This window comes from Faecalibacterium hominis (ex Afrizal et al. 2022) (genome assembly GCF_049545105.1).
GTDB lineage: Bacteria > Bacillota > Clostridia > Oscillospirales > Ruminococcaceae > Faecalibacterium > Faecalibacterium duncaniae.
Window position 1 is genome coordinate 1,553,767 of sequence record NZ_CP186860.1, and the last position, 15,329, is coordinate 1,569,095.

12 protein-coding genes and 1 riboswitch are annotated in these 15,329 nt (G+C 55.8%); of the genes, 3 read left to right on the top strand and 9 right to left on the bottom strand.

Annotated features, from left to right (window positions below):
* Window positions 1–385: 385 nt before the first annotated feature.
* The 4 genes from ACKXGA_RS07490 to ACKXGA_RS07505 all read right to left on the bottom strand — a co-directional run bounded on the left by ACKXGA_RS07490 (window position 386) and on the right by ACKXGA_RS07505 (window position 6,106).
* Entirely contained in the window at window positions 386–634 is a 249-nt protein-coding gene (locus tag ACKXGA_RS07490; protein ID WP_117477182.1) for a DUF6061 family protein, read from the bottom strand.
* Window positions 635–936: 302 nt separating this feature from the next.
* The gene (gene lysS / locus ACKXGA_RS07495; protein ID WP_156070116.1) at window positions 937–2,448 is read right to left on the bottom strand and encodes a lysine--tRNA ligase; all 1,512 of its coding nucleotides are present in this window, start codon (window positions 2,446–2,448) and stop codon (window positions 937–939) included.
* Window positions 2,449–2,467: 19 nt separating this feature from the next.
* A complete protein-coding gene (greA, locus tag ACKXGA_RS07500; protein WP_097773349.1) occupies window positions 2,468–2,953 on the bottom strand; it encodes a transcription elongation factor GreA in 486 nt (161 codons plus the stop codon).
* A 363-nt stretch (window positions 2,954–3,316) separates the two neighbouring features.
* Window positions 3,317–6,106, bottom strand: a complete 2,790-nt coding sequence (locus ACKXGA_RS07505) for a leucine-rich repeat protein (RefSeq protein WP_423729206.1) — start codon at window positions 6,104–6,106, stop codon at window positions 3,317–3,319.
* A gap of 159 nt (window positions 6,107–6,265) precedes the next feature.
* Window positions 6,266–6,341: riboswitch (cyclic di-GMP riboswitch) on the bottom strand.
* A gap of 265 nt (window positions 6,342–6,606) precedes the next feature.
* Between ACKXGA_RS07505 and ACKXGA_RS07510 the strand changes: the two genes are divergently transcribed.
* Complete coding sequence (locus ACKXGA_RS07510; protein ID WP_423729207.1) at window positions 6,607–7,908, top strand: MATE family efflux transporter; 1,302 nt, start codon at window positions 6,607–6,609, stop codon at window positions 7,906–7,908.
* Between the two features lie 47 nt (window positions 7,909–7,955).
* On the opposite strand, the gene ACKXGA_RS07515 is transcribed toward ACKXGA_RS07510, so the two are convergent.
* Window positions 7,956–8,801 (bottom strand): helix-turn-helix domain-containing protein, encoded by an 846-nt coding sequence (locus ACKXGA_RS07515; protein ID WP_423729208.1) that lies wholly within the window; start codon window positions 8,799–8,801, stop codon window positions 7,956–7,958.
* A 127-nt stretch (window positions 8,802–8,928) separates the two neighbouring features.
* On the opposite strand from ACKXGA_RS07515, the gene ACKXGA_RS07520 reads away from it, so the two are divergent.
* Window positions 8,929–10,044, top strand: a complete 1,116-nt coding sequence (locus tag ACKXGA_RS07520) for an ABC transporter ATP-binding protein (RefSeq protein ID WP_005935358.1) — start codon at window positions 8,929–8,931, stop codon at window positions 10,042–10,044.
* A 115-nt stretch (window positions 10,045–10,159) separates the two neighbouring features.
* On the top strand, window positions 10,160–10,456 hold the full coding sequence (locus ACKXGA_RS07525) for a putative quinol monooxygenase (protein WP_035394851.1): 297 nt from the start codon (window positions 10,160–10,162) through the stop codon (window positions 10,454–10,456).
* A gap of 72 nt (window positions 10,457–10,528) precedes the next feature.
* Here ACKXGA_RS07525 and ACKXGA_RS07530 read toward each other — a convergent pair whose 3' ends face one another.
* From ACKXGA_RS07530 to ACKXGA_RS07545, 4 genes are all read right to left on the bottom strand, one after another.
* Complete coding sequence (locus ACKXGA_RS07530; protein WP_005935355.1) at window positions 10,529–11,395, bottom strand: carbohydrate ABC transporter permease; 867 nt, start codon at window positions 11,393–11,395, stop codon at window positions 10,529–10,531.
* Window positions 11,395–12,372, bottom strand: coding sequence for a carbohydrate ABC transporter permease (locus tag ACKXGA_RS07535; RefSeq protein WP_097773343.1), 978 nt, complete (start codon window positions 12,370–12,372; stop codon window positions 11,395–11,397). Before ACKXGA_RS07535 ends, ACKXGA_RS07530 begins: the two co-directional genes overlap by 1 nt.
* A 112-nt stretch (window positions 12,373–12,484) precedes the next feature.
* The gene (locus tag ACKXGA_RS07540; RefSeq protein WP_097773342.1) at window positions 12,485–13,924 is read right to left on the bottom strand and encodes a twin-arginine translocation signal domain-containing protein; all 1,440 of its coding nucleotides are present in this window, start codon (window positions 13,922–13,924) and stop codon (window positions 12,485–12,487) included.
* An 84-nt stretch (window positions 13,925–14,008) separates the two neighbouring features.
* Entirely contained in the window at window positions 14,009–15,019 is a 1,011-nt protein-coding gene (locus ACKXGA_RS07545; protein ID WP_097773341.1) for a LacI family DNA-binding transcriptional regulator, read from the bottom strand.
* Between the last annotated feature and the right edge of the window lie 310 nt (window positions 15,020–15,329).

Consider the following 15,329-nt stretch of genomic DNA (forward strand, 5'->3'; position numbering starts at 1 on the left):
AAATGATTGACGCATCGGCTGTTTTCAGGCATGATAAGAAAGTCATTCTATGAACAAAACGTGAATCGCCAAGAAAGAAGGAACATCATGAACTATGGCCTCCTGAGTCTGCTGCCGCCCGTTGTGGCAGTCATTCTCGCCATCTGGAGCAAAAACGTTATATCATGCTACTGCTTTCTTTTCAAAGAGGAAAGGACTTTATTTTACGGAATATGTTTGTTTTCTTTGGATGTTCTGCTTTTCCGTAGCAGCTTTTGATTACAACTGCACTTTGGCTGGTCCGGTTCAAAATGAACCAGACCATTTTTACGCATCAGGAAAAATGATGCCCACCGACTTATGGCAGAAGCCATAGGCCAGTGGACATCGTGTTCTTTATAGGGGCTTAATCTTCCAGTCTGCCATGGTCGCAACCAAGCGAGAGATAATGTCCAATCTCCCCACCCAGCACCATCTGGGCATACTCCAAGGGCTTGTTGTAAAGCAGCCAGTCCAGTTCTGCCCGCTGTGCCGGGGTGTTGCCGTACTCGTCCTCGACGGCAATGCAGTCGATGGCAAGGGTAGTGCCACCCTCGAACCGAGCTTCCACCCGGTTGGTGTCCATATTGTAACGGCAAGAAAGCAGGTTGTTCATAAGAAAGCCTCCATGTTCTTCCCATTTGCTTCTTTTGCGGTGAAAAGTTCCGGCTGTCCGTTTGCAGATTTATGAATTCGCTTTGTGATGCAGCCCTTTGCAGGTCTACACCCATCCACCACACGCTCCAATTTTACGCTAAACGCGAACAACGCTCTTTTTGCTCTGCACAAAATCCTGCATCGTTTGGCGTAAAATTGGCGTATGGCGTAGTTTTCGCTGGAAATCCGTCAAAAGAAAAAGGCCTGAAACTTCTCGGTTCATCAAGAAGTTTCAGGCTTTGTTTCGCTTAAATTGGAAATTTACTGCTCAATCGGCTTCATCGTGGGGAACAGCAGAACATCGCGGATGGAGGCGCTGTCGGTGAGCAGCATGACCAGGCGGTCCACACCGAAGCCCAGGCCGCCCGTGGGGGGCAGGCCATACTCCAGAGCGTTGACGTAGTCGTAATCCACCTGAGCCTTGCAGTCGGGCTCGATGGCCTTGCGCTCGGCGACCTGACGCTCAAAGCGGCCCTTCTGGTCGATGGGGTCGTTCAGCTCGCTGAAGGCGTTGCCGTACTCGGTGCAGTCGATGAAGTACTCAAAGCGCTCGGTAAAGGCGGGATCGTCCGGCTTGCGCTTGGCCAGCGGGCTGATCTCGACAGGGTAATCATAAATGAAGGTAGGCTGGATCAGCTTGTCCTCAACAAAGGCATCAAAGAACTCGGCCAGAATGGCACCCTTGGTGGGAACCTCGGGCAGCTCCACATGATGCTCCTTGGCAGAGGCAATGGCATCCTCGTCGGACTTCCAATCGTTGAAGTCCACGCCGGAATACTTCTTGACAGCCTCCACCATAGTCAGACGCTCCCAGTGACCCATATCGATCTGCTTGCCCTGATAGGGAATGACCATGCTGCCGCAGATCTTGAGGGCAAGGCGCTTGTACAGCTCTTCCACCAGATCCATCATGCCGTGGAAATCGGTAAAGGCCTGATACAGCTCGATGCTGGTGAACTCGGGGTTGTGCTTGGGGTCCATGCCCTCGTTGCGGAAGATGCGGCCAACCTCATACACGCGGTCCATGCCGCCCACGATCAGGCGCTTGAGGTACAGCTCAGTCTCAATGCGCAGCACCATGTCCATGTTCAGGCTGTTGTGGTGGGTGTAGAAGGGACGGGCGGAGGCACCGATCTCAAAGGGGGTCAGGATGGGGGTATCCACCTCCAGGAAGCCCTTCTCGTCCAGATAGGCGCGAATCTCCTTCAGGATCTGGCTGCGCTTGACGAAGGTATCCTTCACCTCGGGGTTTGCGATCAGGTCCACATAGCGCTGACGGTAACGCATCTCGGTATCGGTCAGGCCGTGGAACTTTTCGGGCAGGGGGCGCAGGCTCTTGGCCAGCAGGGTCAACTCGGTGGCACGAACACTCAGCTCGCCGGTCTTGGTGCGGAACACCTCGCCCTTGACACCGATGATATCGCCCACGTCCAGCTTCTTGAAGGCGGCATAGGCCTCCTCGCCCAGCTCGTCGCGGCGGACATACAGCTGGATATCGCCCTTGTCATCGCGCAGGTGGGCAAAGCTTGCCTTGCCCATCACGCGCTTGGACATCATACGGCCAGCCAGCGCGACCTGCTTGCCGCTGTCGGTCTCGTTGGGCAGCTCCTTGAACTCTTCCTTCAGGTCGGCAGAGTATGCGTCCTGCGGGAACTTGGTCAGGGTGAAGGGGTCGTTTCCGGCAGCCTGCAGGTCGGCCAGCTTCTGGCGGCGCACCTGCACCTGCTCGCTCTCAGACAGGCCCTGAGCGGGGTTTCTCTTTTGCTCTTCCATGGTTTCCTCCCGTTCAGGCTCAGTTTGCGGCGTGGGTGATGGCCAGCACTTCGTACTCGACGGTCTGGCCGGAGGGCAGCAGGACCTCAGCCTTCTCGCCCACGGCCTTGCCCAGCAGAGCGTGGCCCACGGGGCTCTCGTCGCTGATCTTGCCGTTGATGGGGTCAGCCTCGGTGCGGCCAACGATATCGTACTCCTCGGCCTCATCATCGCCGATCATCTTGATGGAAACGTGGGTGCCAACAGCAACGCTGTCCACGCTCAGCTCGCTCTCGTCGATGATCACAGCGTTCTTGACCATCTGCTCCAGCTCGGTGATGCGGTTCTCCACCAGACCCTGGGTGTTCTTGGCTTCATCGTACTCGCTGTTCTCAGAAAGGTCGCCGTGGCTGCGGGCTTCCTTGATCTCCTCGGCCAGCTCCTTGCGGCGGACCGTCTTGAGGTATTCCAGTTCGTCCTGCATCGCCTTCAGGCCGGAAGCGGACATCTTGATTTCTTGTGCCATTTTGGATCTTCTCCTTGTCTATTGGATTGACGCAGCCGCAAAGCCGCGCACGAATGCTATTATGACTGTTCTATTATAATAGCAAGCCGGGAGCTTGTCAATAAAAACCACGGCGCTAGAGCGGAAAAAGCGGCGGTTTCGGCTCCCGCCCCTATGCAGAAGCGCCCCACCGGTTCCCCGGCAGGGCGCTTCCACAGGTTATTTGGGAATAGAGAATGGTTCGGTTGTGGGGGCAACCCCCCAGTCGCTTTCAGCGACAGCCCCCGCTAATAGGGGGGCCCTTGGCATGGCGGATAGTTTCACCTTTTTGCCAAGGCCGCCCCTATTAGGGGCGGTGGCATCCCGAAGGGATGACGGTGGGGTTTACTTTTCCTGTGCCTTATTCCACACGCGGATCACTTCGACACGGCTCACGGAATCGGTATCCACATAGGTCTCGCCGTTGTCCTTTGCGGCCTTGAGCAAATCGTTCTCCACAGCCCAGGCAATGGCCTTCTGGGTATCGGTGGCATCGGCGGGCAGAACTGCGGCGGGTGCGGGCTTACCGGCATGGTTCCACACCAGCAGGGCCAGCTCGGCACGGTTTGTGGGGATGGCAGTACCGGCGGGCAGAGCGGTTTTCAGGTACAGCTCCGTGCCCAGCTGGTAGCCCTGCCATGCCAGAATGGCGGTGCCAGCAGCGGCAGTGCCGACTACTGCGGCGGTGCCCAGAATGTTGGGCTCGTCCTCCTCAATGGAGGCATCCTTCGTCATGGCTTCGATGGTCACGCCACCGGCAGGCATCTGGAACTTCAGGGGGTTGTTCTTGACATCCACATCCAGCGTTTCATCGGTGGTAATAGTCCACTGGTCAAATGCAACGGCATCGCTCTGGCTGGTGTAGGTCACGGTCACGTCAGCCTTTTCGGGCACTTTGGCGATCAGCTCGCCCTTGTCGTTCTTCTCAGCCTTGATCTCTTCGTCACCATTCTTAATGGTAACATCAGCATTCTTAACGGTCAGGGTGTAGAGCTCGGTTGCAGGGGTCAGTTCGGCGGCCTTTTCGGCAACAACGACCTGAGTGCCATCAGCACAAATCTGGGCACCATTTGCGTCCTTCAGGGCAACGTTAAAATCAAACTTGCCGACTTTTTTGTAGGTCACATTCAGGGTTGCTTTGATATTACTGCTTCGGGAAGTCAGTTTCATCATCTGAGCCAGCTCCTGAACAGTGTATTCTTTCTCGGTCAGTTCCTTGCCGTCCAGCTCCACCTTCTCTACTTCGTCGCCGTAGGTCAGAGCAACTTTACCTTTGTGAATCTCTGCCCCATAGGTGCCCGGGTTAACGGTAATGTTCACATCAACCGGGGTATTGACCAGATAGGCGCTCTTGGAAGTGGTTGCAGTCATCGTTGCGGCAACGGGGATGACTTTCCACTTGGCGTAATAGGTTTTACCAGTTACGGGGGTAGTATCCTTGGTTTCAATCTGGCAATTAGCGTCCTCATACCATTTTGCGGTACATCCAGCCTTGGTTACACTGTCAAAACCGGTCTTATCCGTATTGACTGTACCGCCCTTAACAACCATAACGATACCGTGACGATTCGAAATGCCAGTGTCACTCCCCGGAATTGCACTTGCATCATTGACATAGATGACAGTAGAATCATTCATACCATCACCAAAGCAGCCAGCTGCATAGCTGGCAATCTTTTTGCAGCCGGTCAGGTCAACGGTTTTCAGGTTGGTGCATCCCGCAAGCGATGCTTCAAACGTTGCATCATCGCCAACCACTTTCAGATTTTCCATCTTCGGGAAAGTCTCAGCTTTTACATATTGCAGGTTTGCATCGCTCACAGTAACTTCTTTGAGTTGTTCACTAGGAGAGAACATATTTTTCCAAAGAGTTTCTGTCGTCATATCTGTCCGACTAGTATTCAATGTGCCAAGAATTTCCACGTTCTTCAAAGAGGTTACAGCCGGATAAGAACCTGTCGGTTGTTCTCGGAAGGGATTAGAATCATCGCTAGTAATTTTTGCGCCTTCTTCAATAATAAAGGTTTCAATGCCACATGCTGGGAAAGGAACATGATGCAATGCGGTTTCACCGTAGAAGGTCACTCTCTTCAAATTCTGACAATTTGCAAACGCCCATGCATCAACTTTTGTCACACTCTTCGGAATGTCAATTTTCTCAATAGCAGTCCCTGCGAATTCAGAATCTCCAATGATTGTAGGGTTGCTTCCCAAATCAATCACACTCAATTTCTCACAACCCCGCACAATTGCATAGGGAAGTTTTTCGGTCCTAACAATCATTTTTTTCAAACCAGAACCTTGAAGTGCATTAGAAGTCCCATCCGGAACCTGTGGGTTTTTTCTTAATCCAAACTCGATGTCATCTGTAACAGTAAAGCTTTCCAGATTCCGCATCATTGAAAAAGCATACGCACCAATATATTTCAGATTGCTCCAGTTATCAAAATCAACTGTAAACTGTGTTCCTCGAACTGCCGCACAGCCAACACCTTCAAAGCTCTTGGGAAGCCATTCAGTCAGTTCCTTGTCCTTGCCCAGTTCAGAGCAGAAATCGAACATACTTGTAGGCAAATATTTTCCTGTATATACATTCTGGTTTGAATCCACGTCAGTAGTTTCAGCCGCTTCAAATCCTTCTGCCCAGATTACTTCTTCCAATACTTCATCATGGCGGAAGATGTAATCACCCAAATGCTGAATGCTGGCAGGAATATTAGCTTTTTTCAAAGCCTTCATCCCACGGAATGCACTATTGCCAATCGCAGTAACGCCTTCCTCAATATGTACCTCTGTAATCTGGTTGAGATAGGGTTTCCATGGACGCAGATCATTGTCTGTGCCAACATCCGTATCAGCAATTCCCTCATAATCTGCCATTGGGCCATTGCCAAAAATAGTCAGAACCTTTGTAGATTCATCGTATTTCCACTGAACACTCTCTTCCTGATTCTCTGCACCACAATAACCAGAGGTTTCTGCTTCGCTTTCGGTGCTATTCTTGCCAGTAACAGTGGTTGTCTCCGCAGTATTGGTGCTCGTTCCCGCTGCAAACGCCGAAACCGCAGTAGCAGGCATCATGGAAACTGCCATGCTCACTGCCAAGGCGGCGCTGATCACACGTTTCAATCTCATAAAAATCCTCCTTTTATGAATTACTCCCAAAATATAACCATGCCCGCACAAAGCAAAAAGAGCGCCGCACCGGCCAAATGGCTGGTACAACGCTCTGCGTTTTGTACTTTGGGAATCTACCGCCCCTTGAGGTGATGCCCATGTGCGGTATGGTTGAGAAAGTGCAGCTGGCTGCCATATTACAGGCCCTTTAGCTTTGCGCCGCAGCCTTTCGACTGGTTTGCCGATTCTTCTATTTTTATGTGGCAACTTACACAAAAATCATAAAACTTTTTTTTTTTTTTTGTCAATAACCCAAAAGCATCTTTGGCGAGTTGCACAAAAGCAGCAGTGTTTGTATAACATTTTCGGATAGCGCATCGCCCCGGGGAGAAGTGTTCCGTTTGGGAAATGATGGCGTGTTTTCTCGCTTTTTCGTTGAAATATGCCAAGTTTTATGATATAGTAGTAGTCGTTTTTATGTTTCACTCCCCTACTCTCCCTGCGGAAAGGAAGCTCCCATGAACCTGACAAAGCAGTTCTTCAAGTATGTGTCGCAGAATATTTTCGGTCTGATCGGCACATCGTGTTATATTCTGGCCGACACCTATTTCATTGCCCAGGCGGCGGGCACCGACGGCGTGACCCTGCTGAACCTCTGCCTGCCCATGTACAACCTGATCTTTGCCTTCGGCTCGATGATCGGCCTGGGTGCGGCCACCCGGTACGCCATCCTGCAGGCGCAGGGCGAGGCGCGGGCGCAGCGGTATTTTTCCAACGCCATCCTCTGCGCCTGCCTGATCGCCATCCCGTTCATGCTGGCGGGCGCGTTCTGCCCGGGCACGCTTCTGCAGCTCATGGGCGGCGATGCGGACATCGTGGCGCTGGGCCTGAACTACACCCGCATCTTCCTGCTGTTCACGCCCTTCTTCATGTGCAACTACATCTTCTCGGCCTTCGTCCGCAACGACGGCGACCCGTCCCTTGCCATGGTGGCCACCCTGAGCGGCAGCCTGTTCAATGTAGTGTTCGATTACATCTTCATCTTCCCCATGGGGCTGGGCCTGCCCGGCGCGGCGCTGGCAACCGCCATCTCGCCGGTGCTCAGCATCGCCATCTGCAGCCGCCACTTCTTTCAAAAGAACAACACGCTCACCTTTGTCCGGCAGGCCCCCTCGGCCCGGCTGCTGGTGCAGAGCTGCCAGCTGGGTATCTCCGGTTTTGTCGGGGAGCTCTCCTCTGCCGTGACCACCACCGTGTTCAACTTCCTGCTGCTCCGGCTGGCGGGCAACGTGGGCGTGGCCGCTTACGGCGTGGTGGCAAACTTTGCGCTGGTGGCAACAGCCATCTTCAACGGCGTGGCCCAGGGTGCCCAGCCGCTGATCAGCCAGTGCTACGGCAAAAACGAGATGGCCGGGGCAAAAAAGCTGCTTCTGCTGGGCTGCGGCACCGCGCTGGCGCTGGCGGCGGTGTTGTATGGTGCCGTGTTTGGCTTTACCGATACCTTTGTTGCCCTCTTCAACAGCGAAAGCTCTGCTTTGATGGCCGAATATGCCCACAGCGGTATGCGCATCTACTTCCTGGGCTACTTCTTTGCAGGCTGCAATATTGTTGCGGCGGGCTATCTGGGTGCGGTCAACCGCCCCACCGAGGCCACCATCACCTCGGTCAGCCGGGGCGTGGCCGCCATCGTCACCTGCTCGCTGCTCCTGAGCGCCCTGTTTGGCATGAACGGCGTGTGGTCGGCCTTCCCCGCCGCCGAGGCCATCACGCTGGCCCTGACGGTGTTCCTGCTCAAGCGCCCGCAGTCTGTGTGCAGCTGAACGCCTCCACGGAAAAGAGCCGGGTGCTGCCCCGGCTCCTGAACATTTTAAATATACAGTGCCTGCTCCCGCTGGCTTTCCGCCGGGCTGAGGGGCCGCGCTGTCTGACCGGCCAAGGCCCGCCACTGTGCGGGGGATTGGCCGGTCTCTTTTTTGAACACCCGGCACAGGTAGTTGGCCCCTGAGAAGCCGCACAGGCTGGCAATGACATCCAGCGTGTATTCCCGGTGCAGGAGCAGCCGCATGGCAGCTTCCACCCGCACGGTGGTCAGGTAGCGCCCCGGGGGCACCCCCACGGCGGCGGTAAAGGTGCGGACAAGGTGGCTCTTGGAGACTCCCAGCCGCTCACTGAGCTCCTCCACGCCGTACAGGCCAGCGTAGTTCTGGCGGATATCCTCAATGGCGGCCTCCACCAGCGGCGGCAGGGGCGGGGCGGCGCTGTCGGCCCCCGCAAGCTCACAGAGCAGGGCAAAGGCCAGCTGGCTGGCGGCCCGGCTGCGGGGTGTGTCGGCCTCGGCGGCAAGGCGGCCCAGCAGCTCTGCGGCGGCGGGGCAGGTCTCGCCCCGGGCCAGGAACGGCAGCTCCGTCAGCCCGGCAAGGAACTGCACCGCCGCCTGCCCGGTCAGCTGGATGCAGAGCAGGTGGCTTTCCCCTTCCGGGGTCAGGGTCAACGGGGCGCGGCTCAGCACCAGATGGCCCGCCGCCGCACTCTGGGGCGGCAGGATCAGTGCGCTGCCCGCCGGGGAGGGCGAGACATCGGTCAGGCTGGCAGTGCATCTGCCGCTGGAGATCAGGCAGACCCACAGCCCCTCGCCGGTCAGGGTCAGGGGTTCTTTGGGCTGGATATCCCGCACCACGCCAAGGGCTGCGGTGCTTGTCCAATCATAAAGCAATATCTGACACCTCAAATCAATAAAATGCTATTTTATATCACAAAGTTATCTGTTATTATAATACCAACGAGAGCGTGCACCGTCAAGGTGCCGTAACATAGAAAAATTTTAATGGAGGCAATGACCTATGGCTTCGATTAGCTGCCAGCACATCTACAAGATCTATCCGGGCGCTACTGCTCCTGCTGTTACCGACTTCAACCTGGAGATCCAGGATAAGGAGTTCATCATCTTCGTCGGCCCCTCTGGCTGCGGCAAGTCCACCACCCTGCGCATGATCGCCGGTCTGGAGGAGATCTCCAAGGGCGAAATGTACATCGGCGGCCGCCTGATCAACGACGTTCCCCCCAAGGATCGTGATATCGCCATGGTGTTCCAGAGCTACGCTCTGTACCCCCACATGACCGTTTACAAGAACATCGCGTTCGGTCTGGAGCTGCGCAAGACCCCGAAGGACGAGATCGACCGCCGCGTTCACGAGGCTGCCAAGATCCTGGAGATCGAGCACCTGCTGGACCGCAAGCCCAAGGCTCTGTCCGGCGGCCAGCGTCAGCGTGTTGCTCTGGGCCGTGCAATGGTTCGTAACCCGGCAGTCTTCCTTCTGGACGAGCCCCTGTCCAACCTGGATGCAAAGCTGCGTACCAGCATGCGCACCGAGATCATCAAGCTGCACAAGAAGCTGGCTACCACCTTCATCTACGTTACCCATGACCAGACCGAGGCTATGACCATGGGCGACCGCATCGTTGTTATGAAGGACGGCATCATCCAGCAGGTCGATACCCCGCAGAACCTGTACGATATGCCTTGCAACATGTTCGTTGCCGGCTTCATCGGCAGCCCCCAGATGAACTTCCTGGACGGCACCGTGACCAAGAACGGCGATCAGTACGCCATTGACCTGGGCGGCGACACCATCCCCCTGCCCAAGGAAAAGACCGCTGACGGCAAGCTGGATTCCTACGTTGGCAAGAAGGTCAAGATGGGCATCCGTCCTGAGGATATCGACGACGAGCCCGAGTTTATGGCAAAGCACCCCGACTGCCACCTGGAGGCTCAGGTCGATGTGTCCGAAATGATGGGCGCTGAGATCTACCTGTACCTGGAGTACAAGGGCAACAAGATGACCGCCCGTGTCGCTCCCACCTCCAAGGCACGCAACGGAGACACCGTCCGCGTTGCATTCGATCCGCACAAGGTCCACCTCTTTGATGTCGAGACCGAGCAGACCATCCTGAACTAAGTTCTCCAGGGATCATCTTTTGATCCTCCTAATAAGCAAAAGCCGCCGGGAAGCGATTTCCGGCGGCTTTTGTCTAAAAGAACACACATTGGAACATTATAAGGGAGATTTCACCATGGAACACATGATGCTTCTGGTCACCTACCGTATGCTCCCCGGCCAGCGGGACGCTTTTCTGCAGGAGGTTGCCGCTGCCGGCATTCTGGCAAAGGTCCAGCAGGAGGACGGTTTTGAGCGCTACGATTACTACCTGAGCGCCGCCGACCCGGACGAGCTGCTCATCGTTGAGGAGTGGGACTCCGAAGCCCAGCAGCAGGCCCACGTAAACACCGACCACATGGCCCAGCTCCGCGCCATCAAGGAGAAGCATGTTGCTTCCACTGCGATGCAGCGCATTGCCAAAGCCGACTGAGCACGAGAGGATAGAAAAGCACCCGCAGCCAGCTGGCTGCGGGTGCTTTTTTCAAAGGAGAGAACGGAATGCTCAGCCCTTGACACCGCCCAGTGCAACACCACGGACGATGAACTTGGACAGCAGCAGATAAACGATGATCACAGGCAGGATGGCAATGGCCACCAGCATATAGACCTTGCCCATATCGAACTTGAGGAAGTCGGCACTGCGGAGCTGTGCAATGAGGATGGGCAGGGTCTTTTTGTCTGCCGTATCCAGCACCAGTGCGGGGATGAAGTAGTTGTTCCAGCTGGACACAAAGGAGAAGATGGCCTGCACCGCCAGAGCGGGCTTCATAATGGGAAGCACGATATGGTTGAAGGTGTAGAACTCCCCTGCGCCATCAATGCGGGCGGCTTCCACGATCTCCATGGGCAGGCTGGCATCCAGATACTGCTTCATAAAGAAGAACACCGCCGGGGCCGCAATGCTGGGGATGATGAGGGGAATGAAGCTGTTCTTCAGCCCCATCTTCGTGATGAGCTGCAGGAAACCCAGCGCCGAGACCTGGGTCGGCATGGTCATAATGAGCAGGATGATGGCAAACGCCGCCTTTTTGAACCGGAAGTTATAGGCGTAGATGCCGTAGGCTGTCAGGGCCGAAAAATAGACACTGAGGGCAGCCGAGCAGCCGGACACGATCAGGCTGTTCCGCACACCAGTCAGCACCGGGATGTTGGCATCCGACAGCACGTTTTTCAGGTTGGTCATCAAGGATCTGCCCGGCAGAAAGGAAAAGCCCTTCTGGATCTCAAAATGGGTGCGGGTGGAATTGATGACCAGCACATAGAAGAAGAACAGGCATAAAAAGCTCAGCAGCACCAGCGCCGCATAGCACACCGTGCGGCGGGCCGCAAGGGTCGCTTTTTCGGATCTTGTCTTGACTGCGTGTGACATTATGCTTTTCCTCCCTTCACCTGTTTGGCCGCCTGCCTGCGGGCCTTGCGCTCGGCCTTGCTCAGGCCGTCGTCCTCCTTGGTCAGGGCCATGTAAACGATCACGCAGAGCACTGCGCACACCAGGAACAGCACCACCGAGACCGCGCCGGCCATGCCGTAGTTCTTGCTGAACAGGTGGTTGTTCAGGTACATGATCATGGTGGTGGAGGTGCGGTCGGGGCCGCCCTTGCCGTTGGTCAGGATCTGCGGCACATCGAACATCTGCAGGCCGCCGATCATCGAAGTGATCATCACATAGACCAAAATCGGCCGGATGAGCGGGATGGTGATCTTCCAGAACATCTGGTTCGGGGTGCAGCCGTCCAGCTCCGCTGCCTCATACAGGGTGGGGTCCACACCCATGATGGCCGCCATCAGCATGATGGTCGTATTGCCGAACCACATCAGGAAGTTCATCAGGCCGATAAGGCCGCGGTTGCCCCAGACACTGTTCAGGAAGCTGAAGGGCTCCTTGAGGATGCCCATGCCCACCAGTGCAGCGTTCACGGGGCCGTTATCCGAGAACAGGGCAAAGAACAGCATGGCAAATGCCGAAGCCATAATGAGGTTGGGCATGTAGATGACTGTCTTGAAGAAGGTCTGGCCCTTCAGCTTCAAGCGCAGGTCGGTGAACCAGGCCGCCAGCAGCAGCGAGATGGCGATCTGCGGAATGAAGCCAATGATCCAGAGCAGCAGCGTGTTGCCAAAGTATTTGGGCAGGTCGGTTGCAAACAGGGTGATGTAGTTCTTCAGGCCCACAAAGGTGGGGCCGATGATCTTCAGGCCGCTGCGGTAATATTCAAAAAAGCTGTAATAGATCGTAGACCCCAGTGGGATGAGCTGGAACAGCGCAAAGATGAGGAAGAACGGTGCAATGAAGATATAGCCCCACTTTGCATAGCTGATTGAGCCGTTCTTCTTTGGTTTTGCTCCCATAGTAACTGCCCTCCTGACGTACACTGCCCAAAGCAAAACGGGGCGGGCGGGATCAGCGTCCGGCCCGCCCCATTCAGATTCGGTTCAAAAGGTTTTCAGGTTCCGGCTGCGCTTATGCGGGCCAGACCACATCGGTCAGCTCGGGGTACTTTTCCTTGATGGCGGTCTCGAAGTTTGCCTTTGCGGTATCCTCGTCCACCGTGCCGGTAAAGTAATCCTTGAAGGCATTCTGGAGGCTCTCGTTCAGGCCCTGATCGTACGGGCCTGCGTTGGACATGTCGATCTTCTTTGCAGCTTCTGCAAACAGGGCGATATGGTTCTGGCCGCCCAGGAAGTCGGAGGCATAATCGCTGTTTGCGATCTCTTCCATGGCCTTCTCGTTGTTGGTGTAATCCTGCGTATCCAGGGTGATCTGCTTCATAATGGCTTCGTCGCAGGTCAGCTTCTGCATCACGTCGCGGATGATATCGGTATTATCGGTACCGGCTGCCGCGCAGATCCAGGTGCCGCCCCAGTAATAGGGCTGAGGACCTTCGCAGACTGCGTAATCGCCGTAGATGCCGTTGCCCACTTCTTCCTTGCCGCCCTCGGCCACAGGGGTCTCCAGAGAGTTGCCCAGCAGGGTGAAATTGATGCCCCAGGTGGAATAGAAGAAGCCAAACACCTTGCCGCTCGGGCCCTGATCGGCTGCCCACTGGCTGTCCCACAGGCTGGACTTGTTGTTGTAGCCCTTATCGGTGTACTCCTTGGTCTGATCGACCCACTTCATAATGTTGGGGTCTACCTTGACGGTCGTGCCGTCCACCCAGGGAGCGTCCACGTTGTTGGAGAAGGTGCGGTAAGCATCATCGAAGCCAGACAGCATCTTGTAGCCCTTTGCATAGGCCTGTGCAGCCACCTCGTTGAACTTATCCCAATCGGACAGATGGCTCTGCACCTCGGTGGGATCATCGGTGCCCAGCACTTCCTTGGCAATGCTGCGGCGGTATGCGAACAGACCGGGGGTCGCCTGCCAGGTGGTGCCGCGCTGGCTGCCGTCCACGCTGACAATATCCTTGGTGTACTGGTACTGACCGGCCAGATCGGCATCGGTCAGGCCGATGTCTGCCTTGACATCCAGCGCGTAATCGGAATCCACATACTTCAGTGCGTAGTCAGCCTCGATCAGGAAGATATCTACCTTGTCATCATCGGCGGCGGAGTCCTGATTCAGCAGGGCCTCATCCAGCTTATTCTGGTAGTTGTTGTTTTCGTTGGCGTTGATGGTCCACTTGACAACGGTGCCATCTTTCAGGGTGGTGGTGGATTTGTCCTCAGCGATGGAGGCGACCTCAGGATAATAGTTATTGAAGCGGCCCTGGAACTCGTCGTTCCAGCACCAGATATTCAGCACCTTGCCCTGAGCTGCCGGAGCAGCGGAAGCGGCGGAAGAGGCTGCGGCAGAGGATGCCGCGCCGGTAGAAGAAGAGGAGCCGCCGCATGCGCTCAGCGCTGCACTGATGGTAACTGCACCGGAAGCCAGCAGGAAATTACGACGCGAAATCTTTCTCATAATGAAAAACCTCCTTCAATGGTTTTCGTGAAAAAGCGTTTCAAATTCAAGGCTCCGGTTCGCCCGGAACCAAATCCAACCCATTCATTCGATGCTGCGCACCGAGCCGCCCTCCAGCAGTTTTCCTGTCACCGGGATCTGCTCGGCCAGCGTCACACGGGGATGCTCGATCATCTGCACCAGCTTATCCGCTGCCATCCGGCCCAGCATTTTGGTGTTCTGCTGCCAGGTCACCAGCTGGGGTTTCATCACGCGGGAGAGGTAAATGCCGTCATATCCCATCACGGAAATATCCTCCGGGATGCTCAGGCCCGCTTCCTGCAGAGCGATGCAGCCGCCCATGGCCGAGAAGTCATCGGGGAAGAGGATGCAGGTGGGCCGCTGGGGCAGTGCCAGCAGGGCCCGGGTCTCCTCGGCACAGCGGTCGGGATCGTGATACACACCGCTGCGCACATATTCTTCGGGGACCTGCAGCCCCAGCTCCGCGCAGCTCTTGTAGAAGCCCGCCAGCCGATTCTCCGTCACCGCCGTGCGCTCGCCATGGATAAAGGCGATGCGGCGGTGGCCGTTGGCGTAGGCGTACCGCACTAGAGCCGAAAGTCCGTTGACATTATCGGAAAGGACCGCCATCCGGTTGTTGAACACATGGTCGATGGTCACCACCGGCACATCACTGTTGACCAGCTCCACCACCTGCGGATCGTTGAAATCCACGCAGGCAATCACCGCTCCGTCCACGCCCCGGTAGTGGCAGTGCTCCAGATAGGTCATTGTTCTGCCGCCGAGGTTTCGGTTGACAAAGGTGATATCATAGCCCAGCTTTTCTACCTGCACCTTGAAGCTGTCCAGCACCGCCGAGAAGTACTCATGGGCCAGACCGCTCTGCCGCTCGTCCACAAACAGAACGCCAAGGTTGTAGGTACGGTTGGTCTTCATCGCGCGGGCCGCCATATTGGGCACATAGCCCATCCGGCGGGCCGCCTCGCGGACACGGTCGCGGGTCGCAGCAGAGATGTCCGACTGGCCATTGAGCGCTTTGCTCACCGTTGCCACCGAGACACCGCATTCACGCGCCAGATCTTTTAAGGATGACATTTCGCCGCCCTCCCTCACAGAGACCCGCTCAGGGCTTCCGAACGAATCCTAAATCGTTTTCGCAATTTCAATATAGCGCACTTTGCACTAAAAATCAAGCAGAAGAAGAAAAGTTTTATTTCAAAAGACTGCTTTTCAGCAGGTTGCGAGATTTCATTTCCTCAGAATTATGCAGTCTGTATCGTTTTCGTTACATTTCGTTACCGTTCGATAATTTTTTCGTTCCCATACCGGTTTCCACCCCTGAACCAGCCCGCTGCACCCTTGTTGTATATTTCAGGTCCGCTCTTGATTTTTCCCGCAGGATAGA

Bases quoted from the DNA above. Each gene is read 5' to 3' on its own strand.
- ACKXGA_RS07490 (WP_117477182.1), bottom strand. From the start codon at position 634: ATGAACAACCTGCTTTCTTGCCGTTACAATATGGACACCAACCGGGTG.
- lysS (WP_156070116.1), bottom strand. From the start codon at position 2,448: ATGGAAGAGCAAAAGAGAAACCCCGCTCAGGGCCTGTCTGAGAGCGAG.
- greA (WP_097773349.1), bottom strand. From the start codon at position 2,953: ATGGCACAAGAAATCAAGATGTCCGCTTCCGGCCTGAAGGCGATGCAG.
- ACKXGA_RS07505 (WP_423729206.1), bottom strand. From the start codon at position 6,106: ATGAGATTGAAACGTGTGATCAGCGCCGCCTTGGCAGTGAGCATGGCA.
- ACKXGA_RS07510 (WP_423729207.1), top strand. From the start codon at position 6,607: ATGAACCTGACAAAGCAGTTCTTCAAGTATGTGTCGCAGAATATTTTC.
- ACKXGA_RS07520 (WP_005935358.1), top strand. From the start codon at position 8,929: ATGGCTTCGATTAGCTGCCAGCACATCTACAAGATCTATCCGGGCGCT.
- ACKXGA_RS07525 (WP_035394851.1), top strand. From the start codon at position 10,160: ATGGAACACATGATGCTTCTGGTCACCTACCGTATGCTCCCCGGCCAG.
- ACKXGA_RS07530 (WP_005935355.1), bottom strand. From the start codon at position 11,395: ATGTCACACGCAGTCAAGACAAGATCCGAAAAAGCGACCCTTGCGGCC.
- ACKXGA_RS07535 (WP_097773343.1), bottom strand. From the start codon at position 12,372: ATGGGAGCAAAACCAAAGAAGAACGGCTCAATCAGCTATGCAAAGTGG.
- ACKXGA_RS07540 (WP_097773342.1), bottom strand. From the start codon at position 13,924: ATGAGAAAGATTTCGCGTCGTAATTTCCTGCTGGCTTCCGGTGCAGTT.
- ACKXGA_RS07545 (WP_097773341.1), bottom strand. From the start codon at position 15,019: ATGTCATCCTTAAAAGATCTGGCGCGTGAATGCGGTGTCTCGGTGGCA.